Genomic DNA, 18,231 nt, shown 5'->3' with positions numbered 1-18,231 from the left:
ACTACCTCACGCGCCTTGGCCGCCGCGTCATCGCCGCTGCCTGCCGACTGCGGGAGGGCTCCATCATCCCCGCGCTCGCTGGCCTGTCGGCGTAATCACGACCAGCTTGCGCAGGATTTCATCGGTCAGGGACTATTCCCTGAAGCAGGCAGGGCTCTTGCGCCACAGACGGGGCATGAGAAGCCTGCTGGCGGTGGATCTGGGGCTGCGCACGGGGCTGGCGCTGTACGGGGCGGACGGCCGCCTGCGCTGGTACCGCTCGCAGAACTTCGGGACGGCGACGCGGCTGCGGCGCGCGGTGCACGGGGTGCTGCGCGAGCTGCCGGAGGTGGGCTGGCTGGTGCTGGAGGGCGGCGGCAACCTGGCCGAAATCTGGACCCGCGAGGCCGAGCGCGTGGGGATTACCGTCCACCGCATTCCCGCGGAGCGGTGGCGCGAGCAGCTGCTGTACACGCGCGAGCAGCGCACCGGCGCGCAGGCCAAGCACCACGCGGGCGAGCTGGCCCGCCACGTGATCGACTGGTCCGCCGCGCCGCGCCCCACCTCGCTTCGCCACGACGCGGCCGAGGCCATTCTCGTGGGCCTGTGGGGCGCGCTGCACGTGGGGCTGCTGGAGCAGGTGCCGGCGGAGCTGCGGCGCTGATTCCACGGACGTACGCCGCCTGGCGGGGCGCGCGGCCTGGTTTTTTGGATCCGGAGGCGCCACTCCGTGCTTAGTGGACAAAGCGGCCACCGCGCGTGCAAATATCCGCAACAAAGCGCTCCAATCCCGCATCTCTCCCCCTGGACACCGCACAACCACACGGAACCCGCCGCGCTCGCGGCCTGAGCGGGGCGGGCGTGAGCGCGTTTTCAGTGGGTACCAAGTACACAAAGTAAACAGCATGTCCTAGCTTGGAGGCGGACCGGCGGCGGCTGCCGCCGGCGCTTCACCCCCTGGACAGGGAGGCAGGACATGCGAGCACGGATTCGTGCACTGATGCTGGCCGCGCTGCTGTGCGCGGCGGCGGGCGCGTGCGCGCGCGGCGACGACATCGCCGCGCCGGAGGCGGCGGGCCCGCGGAGGGACGCCGCGCCGGCGGAGGGCACCGGGGACACGCCTCCGCCGCCGGACACCACCGGCGGCCGCTGGGGCGGCTTCCTGGGCAGCGGCGGCTGACCCCGGACGGGGGCGGGCAGGGTGCCCGCCCCCGCGTCGCCGCCGGACGTCACGTATCCATCGTCTCCGTCAGCGCCGCCACCAGCGCCTCGGCCAGGTCGCCCGACTTGGACGAGAACTCCGGCGGCGGCTCCGCCGGGTCGGGCTCGTGCCGGCCCATCCCCGCCCGGCGCGCGGACTCCAGCAGCTCCTCGGCCTTCAGCCGCTGCTGCGCCTCGCTGCGGCGCTTGGCCACCGTCAGCGCGTAGCTGGACGCCATCTCCTGCCGCACCCACTGCCCCAGCGACTGGGCCCCGCTCGCAACGTTGATCAGCGCCTCGGCCGCGCGCTCCAGGTCGGTGCCGGTGTCGATCATCCGCCACACGCGGCTCCATGCCTCGGTGAACGCATCCTCGTCGCCGGCGCCGCCCGCGGCCTGCGCCAGGTTGGCCCACGCCAGCAGCCGGTCGGAAAGGCGCGTGAGGTGGGGGAGCACGGCGCGAAAGGTCTGGAACGCCCGCGCGTGGTGCCCCCGCGACATCCAGAACCGCGCGATGTCGTGCGCCAGCATGGGCAGCCGCGGGTGGCGGCGTCCGTAGCTGCGAAAGGCGGCGCGGGCGTACATCTCGGCGTGCTCGGCGTGCTCGCCCGTGGCGGTGATGCAGAACAGGTCGTGCAGCACCATCGACCGAACGGACCACAGCCCGTAGCGGCGCGACGCCCGCAGCGCCCGCAGCAGCCGCACGCGGGCGCGGGGGGCGTCGCCGCGCTGCATGTGCAGGTTGGCCAGCCCCAGGTGCGCCAGGGCGTAGTAGCGCCAGTCGCGGTTGCGGCGCCCCAGCGCCAGCGCGCGGCGAAACCAGGTCTCGGCCCGCCGGTAGTCGGCCGCGCGGCGCGAGACCAGCCCCACCAGGTACGCCGGCCCCGCCTCTTCGGGCAGCGCCATGGCCGCGCGCTGGGCGTAGGCCAGGGCGGTGCGGGGCATGCCCTCGTCGCTGGCCCAGCGCGAAACCTCCTGGCACACGTCCGACACTTCCAGCTCCGACACGCGGTCCGGCGCCGCCAGCAGTCGCGCGATGGCTTCCAGCAGGGCGCGGGCGGAGTGCTCCACCGGCACCTCGGCCTCGATGCGCTCGGTGCGCCGGCGCAGCGAGCCGGGCGAGAACAGCGCCGCGCGGGCCTCGGGGCGGGTGGACGCCCACAGGTCCACGTCTCGAAGCGACTGCCACAGCAGCACGCCCAGCTCGCTGCGCGTCTCGTCGAGCACGTTGAACCCCTCGTAGGGCTCGTTCAGCATCAGAAGCCCGGGAGGGATGATCCAGGGCCTCGGGTAGCGGCGCTTGTTCCCGGGGTGGGACTCGCTCATGGACGGTGTCTCCCGCGCAGGGAAAAGGGTGTCACGGTAAGGCGGAAAACACACGATAAAAGCACCGCCGGATGTCCGCCAGTGGACAGAGTAAACAGGCACCAACGCTGGCGTGATGTGCGCGCGCCCATCCAGAAAGTGAGCGAGGTGACCAGTGCCGCAGGCGGCGTGTTGGGTGCGGTGGATTGGCCGTCCGGGGCGCGTTCGGCTAGCTTTGGCGCGGCAGATCGCCGTTTCGTCCCCCGCACCGCCCTGAGCCCCATGAGCGATACCGAAGCGCCGCAGGGAAAAACGCCCCGCGAGTCGGCCTCCACGCTCTCCGAGAGCATGATGCCCGACCAGCTGAACCATCACGGCAACGTCTTCGGCGGCGAGATCCTGGCCCTGGTGGACAAGTGCGGGGGCGTGGTGGCGCGGCGGCACGCGCGCACCCCGGTGGTGACGGTGATGGTGGACCGGGTGGAGTTCCGGCAGCCCATCTACGCCAGCGACTACGTCGAGGCGCACGGCCGGCTGGTGTACGTGGGCCGCACGTCGATGGAGGTGATGGTGACGGTGGAGGCGGAGCAGCTGGAGACGGGAAACCGGCGGGTGACGAACGTCTGCTACCTTACCTACGTGGCGCTGGACCGCCTGAACGGCCGTCCCTGCCCCGTTCCCCCGCTTCTGCTCGAGACGGACGAGGACCGGCGCCTGCACGCCTCCGCCGCCCGCCGCCGGGAGCGCCGCGCCACCGAGGAGCGGGAGGATTCGGCGGACTGAGCAGCGGATTCGGCGGGTACAGAGGAACGGCGGTTCAAAGACGGGTTCGTCGCGGTCTGGCTGCAGGCAACGCTGCGAATCCGTCGCGCGGCAAGGCCTGCCGTCGTGCCGTCGCAAGCTCCCGCAACGATGAGTATCGCGGACTCTTCCGTAGACACCTTTCCCGTCGTCTACGCGCCGCCGGCGGCCGCCTCCACCTGCCGCGCGTCTTTTTCCACGAGCCTGCCCCGCCGTCGAGCCGGACGGGAGCGCCGGTGCGTCCGCTGGACCGGGACGCCGCTCCACCTTTCGTGCGTCCGCTGGACCGGGACGCCGCTCCACCTTTCGTGCGTCCGCTGGACCGGGACGCCGCTCCACCTTTCGTGCGTCCGGGAGTCCACGAGATCGCGCCGCGGGGATCGGTGACGGCTGGCCCCCGGGGCGCTCCGGCGGCCTGGGTGCCTCCCTCGAAAAACGCGGATGGCCCCCTGCCACATCCCACCCGTCTGCGAACCCTCTGCGTTGCCCTGACCGGGGACCGTGCCGCGGCGATGGATCGAGTGCTCACCCCTGCCGACATGATCTGCCGCCTCTGCAACGAACCCGACGAGGAACTAAAAATAAAAAAGAGGAACAGAGGAAGCCTTCGTGCAGGCCCCTGCTCCTCTGTACCTCTCCAAACCTCTCCAATCGTTTTGCCCCTGCCCGATTCTGAAACAGGCGGTAGATTCCGGTCGGTCGAGCATCAAACCCGAACCTGTCCGAGCCGTGACCTTTCCGCCCCACGATCCCCGCCTGGACCGCCAGCTGCAGTTTCTGCTGGAGCTGGACCGCCTGAAGGGCATTCTGCGCCAGACGCGCGTGCTGGACGGCGCGCGGCAGGAGAACAGCGCCGAGCACTCGTGGCACCTGGCCCTGTGCGCCGCCGTCCTGGCCGAGCACGCGCCGCCGGGCACGAACCTGGGGCGGGCACTGCAGATGGTGCTGGTGCACGACGTGGTCGAGATCGACGCGGGCGACGCGTTCTGCTACGACGCGGCCGCCAACCTGGGCAAGGAAGAACGCGAGCAGGCGGCGGCCCGGCGCATCTTCGGACTGCTGCCGGACGAACAGGCGGACGAGCTGCGGGGGTTGTGGGAGGAGTTCGAGGCGGGCGCCACGCCGGACGCGCGCTTCGCGGTGGCGCTGGACCGCTTTCAGCCCATCCTGCTCAACTTTTCGGGGGAGGGGGGGAGCTGGCGGGCCAACGCGGTGCGGCACGACCAGGTGCTGGCGCGCATGGCGCCGATCCAGCAGGGGATGCCGGGGGTGTGGCCCTTCGTCGTCCGGCTGCTGGACGAGGCCGTCGCGCGCGGCTACCTGGCCCCGGCGCCGGAATCGATTCCGGATTCGGAAAAACAACACCTGTAGGGTACAGAGGAACAGAGTCAAACAGAGAAGGCGAGTGGAAGCATCTCGATTTCTCTGTCTGACTCTGTTCCTCTGTACGATTATTCTTTGGAGCCGGACGCCCGCTCCACCGTTTCGGTGAACTCTCGGGAGGGCTGCACCAAAAAGCAGAAGGGGCCGCCCGGGAGACGTTTGTCCCCGGGCGGCCCCGCTTGCAAGTCAGGTCCCGTACCAGCCCGTCAGTTGCCGCCCGCCGACCCTACTCCGCTGCGCGACGTGGTATCCGTCTGCGTGGTGGTGATCGTCGTGGTGTCCCCACGGTTGCCACCGGCCGAACCGACTCCGCTTTCCTCGTAGCTGGGACCGTCCGGACTCAGCGGGGTGCTTCCCGAATCGCCGCATGCGGCCAGAATAAGGGCGACGACCAGCGCGGGGATGAGGCGTGACAACCGGCTCATGGGACCTCCTTGCAATTCATGGTTCGGCGTCGTTCGAGGCAAACGCCGTGCCGTGTTCCTGACACCGGCACGATACGCCTCGCGGCGGCTCCGAGTTACCGCAGTCCTCCCGTAGAACGTTTGAATAACTTAATGGTGTCGCTCCTTTCACGCAATCAGGTTTCGAGTTTGCCCTTCCTCTCGTACACCTCGCGAACCAGGACGTCTGCTCCCAGCGAGCGGAACAGGTCCAGCGCCTGGGCGAACAGGTCGCGCGCCTCCTCCGTCCTGCACTGCTCCGCGCGCAGGATTCCCAGTTGCCGAAGGGCGCGTCCCCGCTCCAGCGTAAGGCTCACGTCGTTCGCGATGGAGGCGGCGCGCGCCAGGTGCGCCTCCGCCTCGGCCTCGTTCCCCTCGCGCGCCGCGATCACCCCCCGGCACCGCCAGGTCTCGGCCAGGGTGGCACGGTCGCCCACCGCCTCGGCGGCCTGCTCGGCCCGGTCCAGCGTGGCCCGCGCCCGCCCCAGCTCGCCCACCTCGATCAGCGGCTCGGCGCGGTTGCAGTACAGCTTGGCCAGCATGGGCGAGTGCGACAGCCGCTCGCCGATCTCGATGCCGCGGCTGAAGTACACCTCCGCGTCCATCCACTCGCGCAGCTCGGCGCTGGCCAGCCCCAGGTTGTTGTAGGCCGACATGGCGTGCACGCTGTTCCCCGACCGCACGAACGAGCCGAGGCACTGCAGGAAGAGCGTGCGCGCCTCGCGGAACTCGCCCATGGCGTTGGCGATGACCCCCGCGTTCTGGCAGGCCAGGCCGGCCAGGTCGTCGTCGCCCAGGTCCAGCGCCATCTCCAGCGCCTGCGGAAAGAGGGCGCGGGCCTGCTCCCACTCGCCGCGGGCCAGCAGGATGACGCCCAGCACGTTGAGGGCGCGGGCGGTGGCCTGCGGCAGGCCGTTGCGCCTGGCCAGCTCCAGGCTGAGCCCCGCCAGCTCCTCGGCCTCGTCGAAGCGGCGCTGGTGGTTGCGCACCCGCGCCTGCCCGCGCAGCGCGTCGGCCGCGCCGGCCAGGTCGTTGTCCAGCACCGCGGCGCGAAAGGTCAGCGCGTACAGGCGGGCGGCGGCGTCCCAGTGCCCCATCCCCTCCGCCTCGCCCGCGCGCCGGGCCAGGCCGCGCGCGTCGGCGCCGCGGGGGGGCGGCGGCAGGGTGGCGCTATCCATCGGCGGGAAGGCGCAGGATGAAGGTGGATCCGCGGCCGGGCGTGCTCTCGACCCGCAGCTCGCCCCCCAGCAGGCGCGCCAGCTTGCGCGAGATGGTGAGCCCCAGCCCGGTGCCTCCCTGTCCCGTCCCCGACACCTGCTCGAACTCGTGGAAGATGCGCTCCTGGTCCTCGGGGGCGATGCCGGGGCCGGTGTCGCTCACCCGGATCTCCACCCAGGTCCGGCGCACCCCCTCGTCCTCCTCCATCCCGTCCACCGCCGCCAGCGCCACGCTCACCGTGCCCTTCTCGGTGAACTTGACGGCGTTGGAAAGCAGGTTGACCAGGATCTGCCGCACCCGGTCGGCGTCGCTCCCCAGCGGCGGCAGCGGCACGTCCGGGGTCACCGCCAGCGCCAGGTGCTTGTCGCGGGCCTGGAACTCCACCGTCTGCAGCGCCTGCTCCACCACCTCGTACGGCTCGAAGGGCTGAATCACCAGCTCCAGCTTGCCGGCCTCCATCTTGGACAGGTCCAGGACGTCGTTCACCAGGAGCAGCAGGTTGCGCGTGGCCCGCTGCGCCCGGCCCAGGAAGGCGATGGACTCCGGCGGCAGCTGGCCCACCACGCCGTCCAGCAGCAGGGCGTTGTATCCCAGGATGGCGTTGAGCGGGGTGCGCAGCTCGTGGCTTACGGAGGCGAAGAAGCGGTCCTTGGCGGCGGCGCTCCAGCGCAATTCCTCGTTGGCCCGCTCCAGCTCGCCGGACCGCTCGGCCAGGGCGCCGTGCAGCCGCGCGTTGCTGATGGCCACGGCCGCGTGCCCCGCCAGCGTCAGCGCCAGGCGCACGTCCCGGGGCGTGACCTCGTACGGCCGCCGGTAGCCGATCACCAGCGCCCCAAAGGTTTCGCCGAAGAGGGCCAGCGGCACGCCGAGGCCCACGCGCATCCCCTCCGCGGCGTGAAACGGCTCGGGAACGCGGCCGTCCTCGCCCACCTCCAGGGTCAGCGGCTTGCCGGCGCCGGCCACGCGGTCGGCGAACGGGTCGTCCGCGGCGCCCTCGGCGGAGCGCAGGCCGGCGGAGGCCAGGGTGCGGATCTGCCCGCCCTGCGTGGCGCTGACGGTGACGTAGTGCGCGCCCAGCAGCGTGCGGGTAAAGCGCGCCACCATCTTCAGCACCTCGTCCGGGTCGAGCGTGCGGTTGGCGGCCAGGCCAAGCACGTGCAGCGCCTCGCTTTCCTCCGCGCGCCGACGCAGCTCGTCGCGCTCCTCTTCCAGCGCGCGCACCCGCTCGGCCTGCTCGCCGATGCGCGCCAGCGCCGCCGCCACCGGGGCCCACTCCGCGTCCGCCGCGCCCTCCAGCGGGCCCAGGACCACCACGGCGGACTTCGCGTGCCCCGCCCCGTTGCGCAGGGGAAGGAGGAGCGCGGAGCCGCCGGGGTGCCGCTGGGCGTCGTCGGGAAAGGCGGGGCTCAGCGGGTGCGCCACCGGCGCGGTGGCCCGCAGCGCCTCGTGCGTCAGCCGCGGCGACACCCAGGCGTCCTCGGGCCACGCGGCGACGGAGGTGCCCGCCGCGTCCACCCACACGGCGCTGCGGCCGCCGCCCGCGAGCGCGCGAAGCGCGGCCCCGGGATCGGCGCTCTCGTAGACGCGGAGGAGGGTGTCGCGAAGGTCCATCCGGAAGGGCGGCGGAGTTCGCGCGCGGCGGGTGCCGTCCGGGGTAACCCGTGGAGGCCCGCTCGCGCAGAAGGGTGAGGAACTCCCAAGGTAGCGAACCCCGCGCCCGCAAACAATCACCCCACATCCGCGACGGCGCCAGAGGAACGCCGCGCGCGGCGAATTCGGCCGGATCGGGGCGATTTGCCTTGAAAAAGTTTTTTTCGGGGAATTCGGAGGCGCGGGGAGCGCTGCTTCTTTGCGCACAGGGAGCGCGCCCGCGCGTCGCCACGTGGCCGATTCGCCGCCCGCCGGGTGCGGTTCGGGCCGGGCGCCGCGAAGAGCCGCGCGTCCCGCCGCACCATCATCACCAGGCTGATCCAGACCCCGTAGAGCAGGATGAAAAGCAGCAGCACCGTCCGCATCCAGTCGCGCGGTCCCACGGCCGAGATCACCTCCGGCCGCACGAGCCGCCCCAGCAGCGCCACGATGCTCAGCCAGACGATGGCGTACAGGTGCAGGAGATTCCTGACCGCCAGTGCGGAGACAAGATGAGTCCAGCGGGTCATGAGGGTCCTCCCTGCCCATCGGGCGAAGTGTCATGGCGGCCGCCGGGGAGGGCAAGCACCGTGCCCGTTGTACACGGCGTAAACTTCCGAGAGCCGCTTCGTGAAAGGACGGCAGGGGGATCTTTCCGCTGGTGCGACGGCGTCTTTCACGCGGCGGCGAAACCGACGCAACCCTGCACCGTTCCGCCGCGTCTCACCCGCGTCCATCCGTGCACGCCGTGAAGCTTGACAGGGGTGGATACGTGCTGAATATTCAGCATGTGTTGGAAATTTAGCAGACCGTCCCCTCCGCCGAGCCTTCCCATGACTTCCTTCCCGCGTCCCCTCCTCCTCCTCGGGCTGATGGCCCTGGCCGCAACGCCGCGCGCCGCCGCACAGACCACGGCGCAGCCGGCCGCCGCCTTGACGGAACGCCTGCCGTCCACCCTGCGCGCCGTGCGGGTGCAGGGCGAGGTGCGCATCGACGGCCGGCTGGACGAGGCGGCGTGGGGGCAGGCCGTGCCCGCGGCGGACTTCACGCAGAGCTATCCGCAGGCCGGCGCGGCGCCCACGGCGCGCACCGAGGCGCGGGTGCTGTACGACGACGAGAGCGTGTACGTGGGGGTGCGGATGCTGGACGCGCACCCCGACTCCATCGCCGCTCCGCTGGCCCGGCGCGACGCCGCCGGCGTGTACAGCGACTGGCTGCACGTGATGTTCGACAGCCGCCACGACCGGCGCAGCGGGTTTCGCTTCAGCGTCAATCCGCGCGGCGTGCAGCGCGACGTGTACCACTACGACGACCGCAACGAGGACCCGTCGTGGGACGCGGTGTGGACGGTGGCCACGCAGATCGACTCGGCCGGGTGGACGGCGGAGTACCGCATTCCCCTGAGCCAGCTGCGCTTTGGTGGCGAGGCGGCCGAGTCGCGCACGTGGGGGTTCCAGGTGATGCGCGACGTGGCGCGGCGGGGCGAGCGGGCCAGCTGGTCGCCGTGGACGCGCAACACGCCGGGGTTCGTCTCCAGCTTCGGCACGGTGACAGGGCTGGAGGGGGTGCGCTCGCCGCGCGCGCTGGAGATTCTTCCCTACGCCAGCGCCCGCGTGACCCGCGCGCCGGGCGAGGCGGCCGACCCGTTCTACGACGCCACCGAGCCGGGAATGGACGCCGGCGCCGACCTGCGCCTGGGGCTGCCGAAGGGGTTCACCCTCTCGGCCACCATCAACCCCGACTTCGGGCAGGTCGAGGCGGACCCGGCGGAGGTGAACCTGAGCGCGTTCGAGACCTTTCAGACCGAGCGGCGGCCGTTCTTTACCGAGGGGTCCGACATCTTCCAGTTCGGCAACACGCGCGCGTTCAACCAGTACGGCTCGCAGGAGTACTTCTACACCCGCCGGGTGGGGCGCTCGCCGCAGCGGGTGCTGGGCGGGCCGGACTACGCGTACGTGGACGCGCCCCAGCAGACGCGCATCCTGGGCGCCGCCAAGGTGAGCGGGCGCACGCCGGGCGGGTGGTCGGTGGGGATGATGAACGCCGTCACCAACCGCGAGCGCGCCCGGTTCCTGGGATCGGACGCGGCGCGGGGGACGGCGCAGGTGGAGCCGCTGAGCAACTACTTCGTGGGGCGGGTGCGCAAGGACCTGAACGCGGGCGCCACCGTGCTGGGCGGCCTGTTCACCGCCGCCAACCGCGAGCTGGGCGACGAGGCGCTGGAGGGAATGCTGCACCGCGACGCCTACGTGGGCGGCGCCGACTTCCTGCACACCTGGAGCAACCGCGCCTGGTCGCTGAGCGGCTACCTGGCGGGAACGCGCGTAAGCGGCACGCCGGGGGTGATTTTGGCCACGCAGCGCGGCCCGGCCCGCTACTACCAGCGGCCGGACGCCGACTACCTGGAGGTGGACGCCGGCCGCACCACCCTGAGCGGCCACATCGGCGAGGTGGCGCTGGCGCACAGCGGGGCGGTGAACGCCTCGGTGCAGCTGAAGCAGGTGAGCCCCGGCTTCGAGATCAACGACCTGGGCTACCACACCCGGGCCGACGCGCGGAGCATCGCCACCTACCTGGGCCGCAACGTGGACAGGCCGGTGGGGATCCTGCGCAGCCACGGATACAGCGCCTGGCAGTTCACGGCGTGGAACTTTGGCGGCGACCGCATCCTGGACGGCTACGCGGCCAGCGCCAACGCCACCTTCACCAGCTTCTGGTCGTCGGGCGTCCAGGTGGGCATCCGTCCCGAGTACCTGAACGACCGGCTGACGCGCGGCGGCCCGCTGAGCGCCACGCCCGCGCAGTGGAACGCCAACGGGTGGGTGGAGTCGGACTCGCGCAAGCCGCTGTTCTTCGGCGGCGAGCTGGCGTACCGGGCCGACGCGTCGGGGATGCGGGAGCGCAGCATCGCCAGCTGGGCCACGCTGCGCCCCAGCTCGGCCGTGCGGGTGCAGCTGGAGCCGCGGATTTCCCAGGGCATCTACACCGCGCAGTACGTGCGCACCACGGCCGACGCGCGGGCCACGGACACCTACGGCGCGCGCTACGTGTTCGGCGAGCTGGACCAGACCACCGTCTCGCTGGGCGCGCGGGTGGACTGGACGTTCACGCCGCGGCTGTCGCTGCAGGTGTTCGCGCAGCCGTTCGTCTCGGCGGGGCGCTACGACGGGTTCAAGGAGCTGCGCACGCCGGGCGAGTTCGCCTTCGACGGATACGGAAGCGACCGCGGCACGCTCTGCCGCATCGAGGGGGTGTACGTGGCGGACCCGGTGGCGGCGCGCGACTGCCCTGCGGCGCTCCCCGCGGCCGGCGATCCCGACTTCGTGGTGCGCTTTGGAGATCCCGACTTCAACGTGCGGTCGCTGCGGGGCAACGCGGTGCTGCGCTGGGAGTACCGTCCGGGGAGCACGCTGTTCTTCGTCTGGCAGCAGGAGCGCAGCGGCTTCGAGCCCACGGGCGACTTCGAGTTCGGCCGCGACACGCGCGCCATCTTCGACGGCCCCGCGCACAACGTCTTCCTGATCAAGGCGTCGTACTGGATCGGCGGCTGAAGGAAAAAGAACGGAGTGTGTGTGAGAGCCTCCGTAGTACCAGGTCCGCCAAATCTGTCATTCTGAGGGAGGCGCCGCGCGGTGCTTTCCCTTCGCTCGGGAGTGTGGCGCCGACCGAAGAATCTTTATCCGAAGCGGCAGGATCTTTCCGTCACGTGGGGTTCCCGGGCTCTGCCCGGGGGAGGGCTCCGCGCGAGGGGAGGGAGATTCTTCGGTCGCGCCAACTGGCTCCGCGACGTTCCCGAAAGCCCGGGGGTGGGCGCTCTCTCAGAATGACAGGTGTTTTTCCGGGTTCAGCAAACAACAAAGCGGCCCGCCTCGAGAGAAGAGGCCGGCCGCTTCGGTTTCTCCCCGACGGCCGCGATCAGCCGGCCGGCCTGGGCTTGCAGGTGGCGGCGGTGATGCTGTAGTCCACCGTGGCGGTGGCGCCGTTGGCCACCGTGGCCGTGGCCACGCTGGGCGCGGCCGTCACCATCAGCGAGTCGCCGTTGGCAAAGCTCAGCGCGGGCGCGTACCCCATGGTGTACGTGCCCGGCGCCACGGTGATGCGGTAGCGCCCGTCCGTCCCCACGGTGCCGGTGTGCGTCTCGGCGCCCGCGGTGGCCCGCGGCACGAACGCCGTCGCCGCCACCGCCGATCCGCCGCAGGTGGGGAGCGTGAGCCCCTGCGCCACGGTCACGGCGCCGCCGATGCCGCCCGCCAGCCCCACGGCGGTGGCGTGCAGCACCGGGTGCATGATCCACCGCCCCGAGTTGCCCGCCTGGTGCCCGAAGCTCTGGCTGACGTCGAAGTCCACGGTGAGAATGGTGGACTCGCTGGCCAGCTCCACCGGCTCGTCGCCGCTGAACTTGATCTTGAAGCCGCTGGAGCAGCCGGAGGGAACCTGCAGCTGCCCGTTGGCCGCCACGCCGGCGGGGAGCACGGCGTTTTGGGTGGCGTACACGCGGCCGTCGCGGTCCACCACGTACGCCTCGCACACCACCATCCGCAGCTCCGAGTAGCGGCCGGCCGGCACCACGGCGCCGTTCACCAGCTCCGCCGTGCGGCCGCCCGACAGGGTGAGCAGGTCCACCCACTCCGTGCGCGTGCCCAGCAGGTCCACGCCGCCTTCGCGCGTGCTGTCGGCCGCGCCGCCCTTGAGCGAGATGCGGTCGATGCGCACCCACGCCTCGCGCAGGTCGCCCGGCGCGTCGGTCAGGCGGATGGACACCCGCGCGTCGCCGCCGCCTCCGGTGCCGCCGCCATCGCACGCGGCCATCGCCAGCGCCGCCAGCAGGGGCAGCACCCGCCGCCCGTTTCTTCTCGTCATCCGTCGTTGCTCCGTGTGGGCCATGGGTCTGCCGGACCGCCCGGCGCTCCGTGTGCGCCGCGTCCGATTGCGCTCATGACGAGGGCCGGGGCGGCGGAGTCACACCCTCGCCGGCGCGGTGCCGGACGCATGGAGCCCTTTCCCGTTGCGCCGGGACGTGCATGGACGTAGTCTCACCGCCGGAAAACGCCCTTTGCCACCATGACGGAGCCCACCGCCTTGGCCACCACCGCGACGACCGGAAAGCGCCCGCTGCTTTCCTTTGGCAACCTGATGAACGCGCTGCTGGTGTTCGTGCCGGTGGCCATGCTGATGGAGTGGTGGTTACACTCGCCGGCCATCTGGATCTTCGTGGTGGCGTGCCTGGGCATCATTCCCCTGGCGGGGCAGATGGGGCACGCCACCGAAGAGATCGCCGAGCGCGTGGGCGAGGGGCTGGGCGGGCTGCTGAACGCCACCTTCGGCAACGCGGCCGAGCTCATCATCGCCATCATGGCGCTGCGGGCGGGGCTCTTCGACCTGGTGAAGGCGTCCATCACCGGCTCCATCATCGGCAACGTGCTCCTGGTCTTTGGCCTCAGCGCGCTGGTGGGCGGGTTCAAGCACGAGACGCAGCGATTCAACCGCACGGCGGCCGGGCTGGGGTCCACGCTGCTGGTGCTGAGCGCGGTGGGGCTGGTGGTCCCCGCCATGTTCCACACCATCGTGGGGAACACGGCGCCGGGCGCGGAGCGCAACCTGAGCCTGGAGATCGCCATCGTGCTGATGGCGACGTACGTGGCCAGCCTGTTCTTTACCCTGCGCACCCACAAGCACCTGTACATGGGCGACGCGGGCGAGACCGCGCCCGAGGGCGCCGTGGAGCACCACGTGCCGCTGGGCCGCAGCATCGGCAAGCTGCTGCTGGCGACGGTGGGGGTGGCGGTGATGGCGGAGTTCCTGGTGGGCGCGGCCACCGAGACCGCCGAGCAGCTGGGGTGGAGCGAGATCTTCGTGGGCGTGATCGTCGTCGCCATCATCGGCAACGCGGCGGAGCACAGCACGGCCATCATCATGGCGGCCAAGAACAAGATGGACGCCGCCATCAACATCGCCGTGGGCTCCAGCATCCAGGTGGCGCTGTTCGTGGCGCCGCTGCTGCTGTTCCTGAGCTACTTCATCGCCCCGCGCCCCATGGACCTCATCTTCACCACCTTCGAGGTGCTGGCGGTGGGCATCTGCGTGGGGATCATGGCGTTCTGCGCGGCCGACGGCGAAAGCCACTGGATGGAGGGGGTGCAGCTGCTGGCCGTGTACGTCATCCTGGGCATCGCCTTCTACTTTCTCCCCGCCGAGAGCGCCCACGCCGCCGCCGCCGTGGCCCCCGCGGCGGGCGGCCACTGACACGAGCCTCACGCAGCGGCGCGGGAGGCGCAGGGAGAACCGGTCTCTCTCCGCGTCTCCGCGTGAGGCCTGTCTTTTGTGCATTCCCCCACAGGCCGTCTCATCCTCAGACCAGATCCTGAAAAAGAATAATCGTACAGAGGAACAGAGGCAGACAGAGAAAACGAGATCATGCTTCCACTCGCTTTCTCTGTCTGACTCTGTTCCTCTGTACTCATCACACGGAGGACACGGAGAAGACAAGATGACCGGGTTTCTCCTCCGTACTCTCCGTGCCTTCCGTGTGAGACGGCAGTAGAAGTTTGATTGATTTCCTGAGGGAGGCGCCGCCCCGTAACTCACCTGTACACTCACCCTGGCGCCGACCGAAGGACCTCGCTGGCACAAGCCGGGGGGATGGTCGCGCGGCATGGAGCCGGCCCCGCCTCGCCGGAGAGCAGGTCCTTCGGTCGCGCGCAGGCGGTTGTGTGGAATCGGGTTACACGTGGTGCGCTCCCTCAGGAAGTCATCACTTCTTCGTGAGCTTGGGGGGGCAACCCTCCAAGGGAAAAACGAAGCGCCGCGGGAGGTCTCCCGCGGCGCTTCGTGCCTTCTATCGATCTGCCGTCCAGCCGACCGTCACGGCTCAGTAGCCGGTGTCCGTCCGCCACTGCAGCCGGATCGTGCCGGTGGCGTTCATGTAGTCGTTGCGCAGCGTGTACCGACGGGCGATGCCGTCGATGTTGGTGGTGGTGGTCGACACGCCGACGAACTCGTCGTTCCCCTGCGCGATCTCAATGAAGTTCACCAGCGCGGTGTGCAGCTGCATGATCCACTGGCCGTTCACCATCTCCTTGCTGGTGACGCCCTTGTACGCGGCGCCGGCGGCGGCGAACCCCTCGACGGCCAGCTTGATGTAGTCCTTGCCCTGGACGATCTTGCAGCGGACGTCGTCGTCCTCGAACATGGCGATCACCATCGGCACGCTCTCCGGAATCTCGTAGTCCGCCGCCAGCAGCACCGGATGCCGGTAGAAGGTGCCGTCCATGTTGAAGTTGTACGGCTCCACGCTCGACTCGCCCGAGCAGGCCACGTTGGCACGGGTCTGCGCATTCTGGATGTACAGCTCGAACTCCGGGCTGCCGGAAGCCCAGTTCTCGAAGTCGCTCTTGGTCTCGATGCTGTCCGCCCACACGCCGGTGTAGGGAACCGTCAGCACGGCCAGGCGCGGCGCGAGCGCGTTGCTGGCACCCTGCGGGCGGTTGGCGCCGTGCGGGTTGCCCTTCTCGTCGAAGCCCTCGGCGTAGGTGATCACCACCGTGGGGGTGGCGGGCGCCTCGTCGATGTCCAGCTGCACGGGGCGGCCGTTCAGGTCGAAGCCGTAGGGCTGCGCGCGGTCGCGCTCGGCGAACGCCACCAGCAGGTCGCTGCCGCCCGCCCACGCGGCGCGGTGCTCGGCCACGGGCAGGTAGATCTCGACCGGGCCCAGCTGCTGCACCAGCGCCTGCACCTCCGAAACCTTCAGGCCGCCGGCGCGGGCCATGGCCTGCAGCAGGGGCGTGCCCTCGCCGCCCAGGTAGCCGCTCAGGAACAGCTTGCTCTCGCGGACCGGCGACGCGGCGACGGCGCGGTGAAACACGCCGCGGGCCGACGGCTCGCGAAGGGCCAGGGCCACCAGCTGGGCCACGCGCTGGCCGGCGGGGGTGGCGGACGTCTGGGTGACGGCGGCCGTCTGGGCCTCGAACGGAGCCTGCGCGTCGTCGGCGCAGGCGCCCAGCCCGGCGATGGCCAGCGTGGCCAGAACCGCCGAGGAAATATTGCGGGTGCGGAACATTGCGTCCTCGTAAATCGTTGAGAAAAAACAAGATGCCGTTCGCGTCGTGCGAACGGCACCAATATGGAATTCCGGAAACCCGGCTTCAATCGAAGTTTGTCTGATCGCTCCCAGTTTGTCGCAGGCCGCTGCGCAGCAGCAGGCCCAGCACGTCGTGCTCGAAGCGGTCCACCAGCTCGCCCAGCCCCGCCCCGGCCAGCTCGCGCAGGGTAATCCCCGCCAGCTGCTGCGAAAGGCGCCCCAGCGTCTGCGGGTGCAGCCCCAGCTCGGCGGCCACCGAGGCCCAGGCGCGGCCGGGCGTCTTGAGGGTGGCGGCGCGCAGCAGAAGGAACCAGTGCAGCACGTCCTGCAGCCGCAGCTCCGAGCCGTCGGCGACGCACTTCCAGTGCTGCCACAGCGTGCGCCGGTCGCACCCGGCAAGGGCGGCCAGCTTTTGTACGGTGCGCAGCGGGGGCTCGGCGGTGCAGGCGCGCGACAGGGCGGGGCCCAGGCACCCGGGCAGGTAGTCGGCGTCGCCCATGGCCACGCAGAAGGTGCGCGTGTGGCTGAGCGTGCAGGTGCGTGAGACGGCGTCGCCCAGCTCGCGGTCCATCTCCTCGAGCCAGATCACCTCCTCCACCTGCACCGCCTTGAGCTGCCGCGCGTTCTGCATGTCGCCGCGGGTCACCAGCACCACGGGGTGCAGCGGGTTGCGTACCTTGAAGCCCGTCAGCTGGTCCACCGCGTCGGTGCCCAGCCAGGGGATCACGGCCACGGAGCACTCCGCCGCCTCGGCGGCGCGCTCGAACGGGGCCCATTCTTCTTCCATGGGCCCGGGGGCGGTGGGCACGGCGCGGCGCACGCGCTGGCGGAATCGGGAGTCGGGAACGTAGAACGCAAGCATTGGAGCCCCGGGATGGAGAGACCACGACCTGACGTACGATGGCAGGAATGGTTCCATTCCGGCCGAATATGATCGGATGTCCTTCTGGTGCCGCCCGCGCTCCCTCCGAGACCTCCCGCCGCTTTCCGCCGATCTCCGGATCCCGCCGCGGATCCTTCCCGTTCCGCGGAGGTTGCCAGCGGGCCGTGCATTCGCGACGTTGTCGCGCGGGCTTCCGCCTTCCTTCCAACGCACGATCCACGTGGATGACTACAGTCGCACACGCGCTTTCGGCGGCGCTGATCGCGGTGACGGCGCTCGAGGTGCCGCCGTCGGAGTCGCGCTACCTGGTGGCGGCGCTGGTGGCCGGCTCCATCGCCGACGCGGACCACGTGTACCCGGTGCTGCGCGACTGGCGCTATTACCGGCAGCACGGCTTTCGCGGCAACCTGCACGGCGCGCGCACGCCGGTGCACGAGCTGGCGGGGCTGGCGGGGGCGGGGATCGTGGCGTGCCTGCTCTGGTGGATCGATCCGCTGATGGCGGGCGTGGTGTTCACCGCGTTCTCCATCCACCTGGCGCAGGACTTCGTGACCGGGCACTCGCTGCCGTTGAACCCCGCGGACCGCACGGTGGTCCACATGTTCAGGATGAGCTTCGGGCAGAAGGTGGCGGTGGACGCGGCGGTCATCATCACATCCGTGGCGCTATGGATTCCGTACCTGCGCGCCCGCGGATAGCCGGCGGCTACCGGGCCGCGCTGGCCTGGATGGAGCCGCACATCCCGGTGCCCGACGTGAACCCGTCGTGGTGGTCGCTGCTGGGGCTGGTGGGCTCGGTGGCGTGCCTGTACGCGGCCTCGCCGGGGGTCAAGCTGGCGCTGGTGTTCGGCGTGCTGCTGACGGACTGGTGGGACGGCGCCACGGCGCGCAGGCACGGCGGCGAGCTGGCGGGGCGCGAGGGATACATCGTGGACGTGGTGATCGACCGCTTCAGCGAGGGATTCATCTTCCTGGCCGACGTGGGGCACCCCGTGGGGCGGGTCTTCTTCGTGCTGTTCATCTTCAACACCGTCTCCAGCATATGGGGGGCGAAGACGGGGAAGCACCGCATCCTCCCCCTGCGCGCGGTGTGGATGGGCGTGCTGGCGTGGTGGATGGTGGCGTAACGGGCCCTCTCCCTGCTTCGCCCAGGCTCGAAGCGGTTCGGATGACTCGGCGCGGGAGGGTGGGCGGCCCCCCACCCCGGCCCTCCCCCGCAAAGTGCGCGGGGGAGAGATGACGCGCTCGACAGGCCTTCCGGAGCGGGATCGAATTCTCCCCTCTCCGTGAGGAACGAACGGGGAGGGGCCGGGGG

Annotated in this window: 16 protein-coding genes; 8 read left to right on the top strand and 8 right to left on the bottom strand. The window is 70.7% G+C overall.

The genetic code is table 11. The features are described from left to right. Positions 1 to 175: 175 nt before the first annotated feature. The gene (locus tag VGC13_RS21845) at positions 176 to 643 is read left to right on the top strand and encodes a hypothetical protein (RefSeq protein WP_331127414.1); all 468 of its coding nucleotides are present in this window, start codon (positions 176 to 178) and stop codon (positions 641 to 643) included. A gap of 312 nt (positions 644 to 955) precedes the next feature. Then, complete coding sequence (locus VGC13_RS21840; RefSeq protein WP_331127413.1) at positions 956 to 1,159, top strand: hypothetical protein; 204 nt, start codon at positions 956 to 958, stop codon at positions 1,157 to 1,159. Positions 1,160 to 1,208: 49 nt separating this feature from the next. On the opposite strand, the gene VGC13_RS21835 is transcribed toward VGC13_RS21840, so the two are convergent. After that, entirely contained in the window at positions 1,209 to 2,504 is a 1,296-nt protein-coding gene (locus VGC13_RS21835) for a hypothetical protein (RefSeq protein WP_331127412.1), read from the bottom strand. 261 nt (positions 2,505 to 2,765) lie between these two features. On the opposite strand from VGC13_RS21835, the gene VGC13_RS21830 reads away from it, so the two are divergent. Beyond that, positions 2,766 to 3,266 (top strand): acyl-CoA thioesterase, encoded by a 501-nt coding sequence (locus VGC13_RS21830; protein ID WP_331127411.1) that lies wholly within the window; start codon positions 2,766 to 2,768, stop codon positions 3,264 to 3,266. Positions 3,267 to 4,013: 747 nt separating this feature from the next. Next, positions 4,014 to 4,655: an HD domain-containing protein gene (locus VGC13_RS21825; protein ID WP_331127410.1), complete on the top strand. Its 642-nt coding sequence runs from the start codon at positions 4,014 to 4,016 to the stop codon at positions 4,653 to 4,655. A gap of 218 nt (positions 4,656 to 4,873) precedes the next feature. On the opposite strand, the gene VGC13_RS21820 is transcribed toward VGC13_RS21825, so the two are convergent. From VGC13_RS21820 to VGC13_RS21805, 4 genes are all read right to left on the bottom strand, one after another. Beyond that, on the bottom strand, positions 4,874 to 5,092 hold the full coding sequence (locus tag VGC13_RS21820) for a hypothetical protein (RefSeq protein ID WP_331127409.1): 219 nt from the start codon (positions 5,090 to 5,092) through the stop codon (positions 4,874 to 4,876). A gap of 155 nt (positions 5,093 to 5,247) precedes the next feature. Then, positions 5,248 to 6,288, bottom strand: coding sequence for a tetratricopeptide repeat protein (locus VGC13_RS21815; RefSeq protein WP_331127408.1), 1,041 nt, complete (start codon positions 6,286 to 6,288; stop codon positions 5,248 to 5,250). Continuing rightward, positions 6,281 to 7,939 carry a sensor histidine kinase gene (locus tag VGC13_RS21810; RefSeq protein WP_331127407.1) on the bottom strand — a complete coding sequence of 553 codons (1,659 nt, stop codon included), beginning with the start codon at positions 7,937 to 7,939 and terminating at the stop codon, positions 6,281 to 6,283. Before VGC13_RS21810 ends, VGC13_RS21815 begins: the two co-directional genes overlap by 8 nt. A gap of 116 nt (positions 7,940 to 8,055) precedes the next feature. Then, positions 8,056 to 8,487 (bottom strand): hypothetical protein, encoded by a 432-nt coding sequence (locus VGC13_RS21805; protein ID WP_331127406.1) that lies wholly within the window; start codon positions 8,485 to 8,487, stop codon positions 8,056 to 8,058. A 342-nt stretch (positions 8,488 to 8,829) separates the two neighbouring features. Here VGC13_RS21805 and VGC13_RS21800 point away from each other — a divergent pair, with 342 nt between their 5' ends. Further along, complete coding sequence (locus tag VGC13_RS21800; protein WP_331127405.1) at positions 8,830 to 11,508, top strand: DUF5916 domain-containing protein; 2,679 nt, start codon at positions 8,830 to 8,832, stop codon at positions 11,506 to 11,508. 364 nt (positions 11,509 to 11,872) lie between these two features. Here the strand turns inward: VGC13_RS21800 and VGC13_RS21795 are convergent, their stop codons facing one another. After that, a complete protein-coding gene (locus VGC13_RS21795; RefSeq protein WP_331127404.1) occupies positions 11,873 to 12,817 on the bottom strand; it encodes a DUF4382 domain-containing protein in 945 nt (314 codons plus the stop codon). A 201-nt stretch (positions 12,818 to 13,018) separates the two neighbouring features. On the opposite strand from VGC13_RS21795, the gene cax reads away from it, so the two are divergent. Continuing rightward, on the top strand, positions 13,019 to 14,200 hold the full coding sequence (cax, locus tag VGC13_RS21790; RefSeq protein WP_331127403.1) for a calcium/proton exchanger: 1,182 nt from the start codon (positions 13,019 to 13,021) through the stop codon (positions 14,198 to 14,200). Positions 14,201 to 14,825: 625 nt separating this feature from the next. Here the strand turns inward: cax and VGC13_RS21785 are convergent. Then, positions 14,826 to 16,013, bottom strand: coding sequence for a hypothetical protein (locus VGC13_RS21785; protein ID WP_331127402.1), 1,188 nt, complete (start codon positions 16,011 to 16,013; stop codon positions 14,826 to 14,828). Positions 16,014 to 16,098: 85 nt separating this feature from the next. Continuing rightward, complete coding sequence (locus VGC13_RS21780) at positions 16,099 to 16,896, bottom strand: hypothetical protein (protein ID WP_331127401.1); 798 nt, start codon at positions 16,894 to 16,896, stop codon at positions 16,099 to 16,101. Between the two features lie 245 nt (positions 16,897 to 17,141). Between VGC13_RS21780 and VGC13_RS21775 the strand changes: the two genes are divergently transcribed. After that, entirely contained in the window at positions 17,142 to 17,615 is a 474-nt protein-coding gene (locus tag VGC13_RS21775; protein WP_331127400.1) for a metal-dependent hydrolase, read from the top strand. Next, positions 17,585 to 18,043: a hypothetical protein gene (locus VGC13_RS21770; protein ID WP_331127399.1), complete on the top strand. Its 459-nt coding sequence runs from the start codon at positions 17,585 to 17,587 to the stop codon at positions 18,041 to 18,043. Before VGC13_RS21775 ends, VGC13_RS21770 begins: the two co-directional genes overlap by 31 nt. Positions 18,044 to 18,231: the final 188 nt, after the last annotated feature.

The sequence above is a fragment of the Longimicrobium sp. genome (genome assembly GCF_036399255.1).
Lineage (GTDB): Bacteria > Gemmatimonadota > Gemmatimonadetes > Longimicrobiales > Longimicrobiaceae > Longimicrobium.
This window is presented reverse-complemented; position numbering and strand designations above follow the sequence as displayed.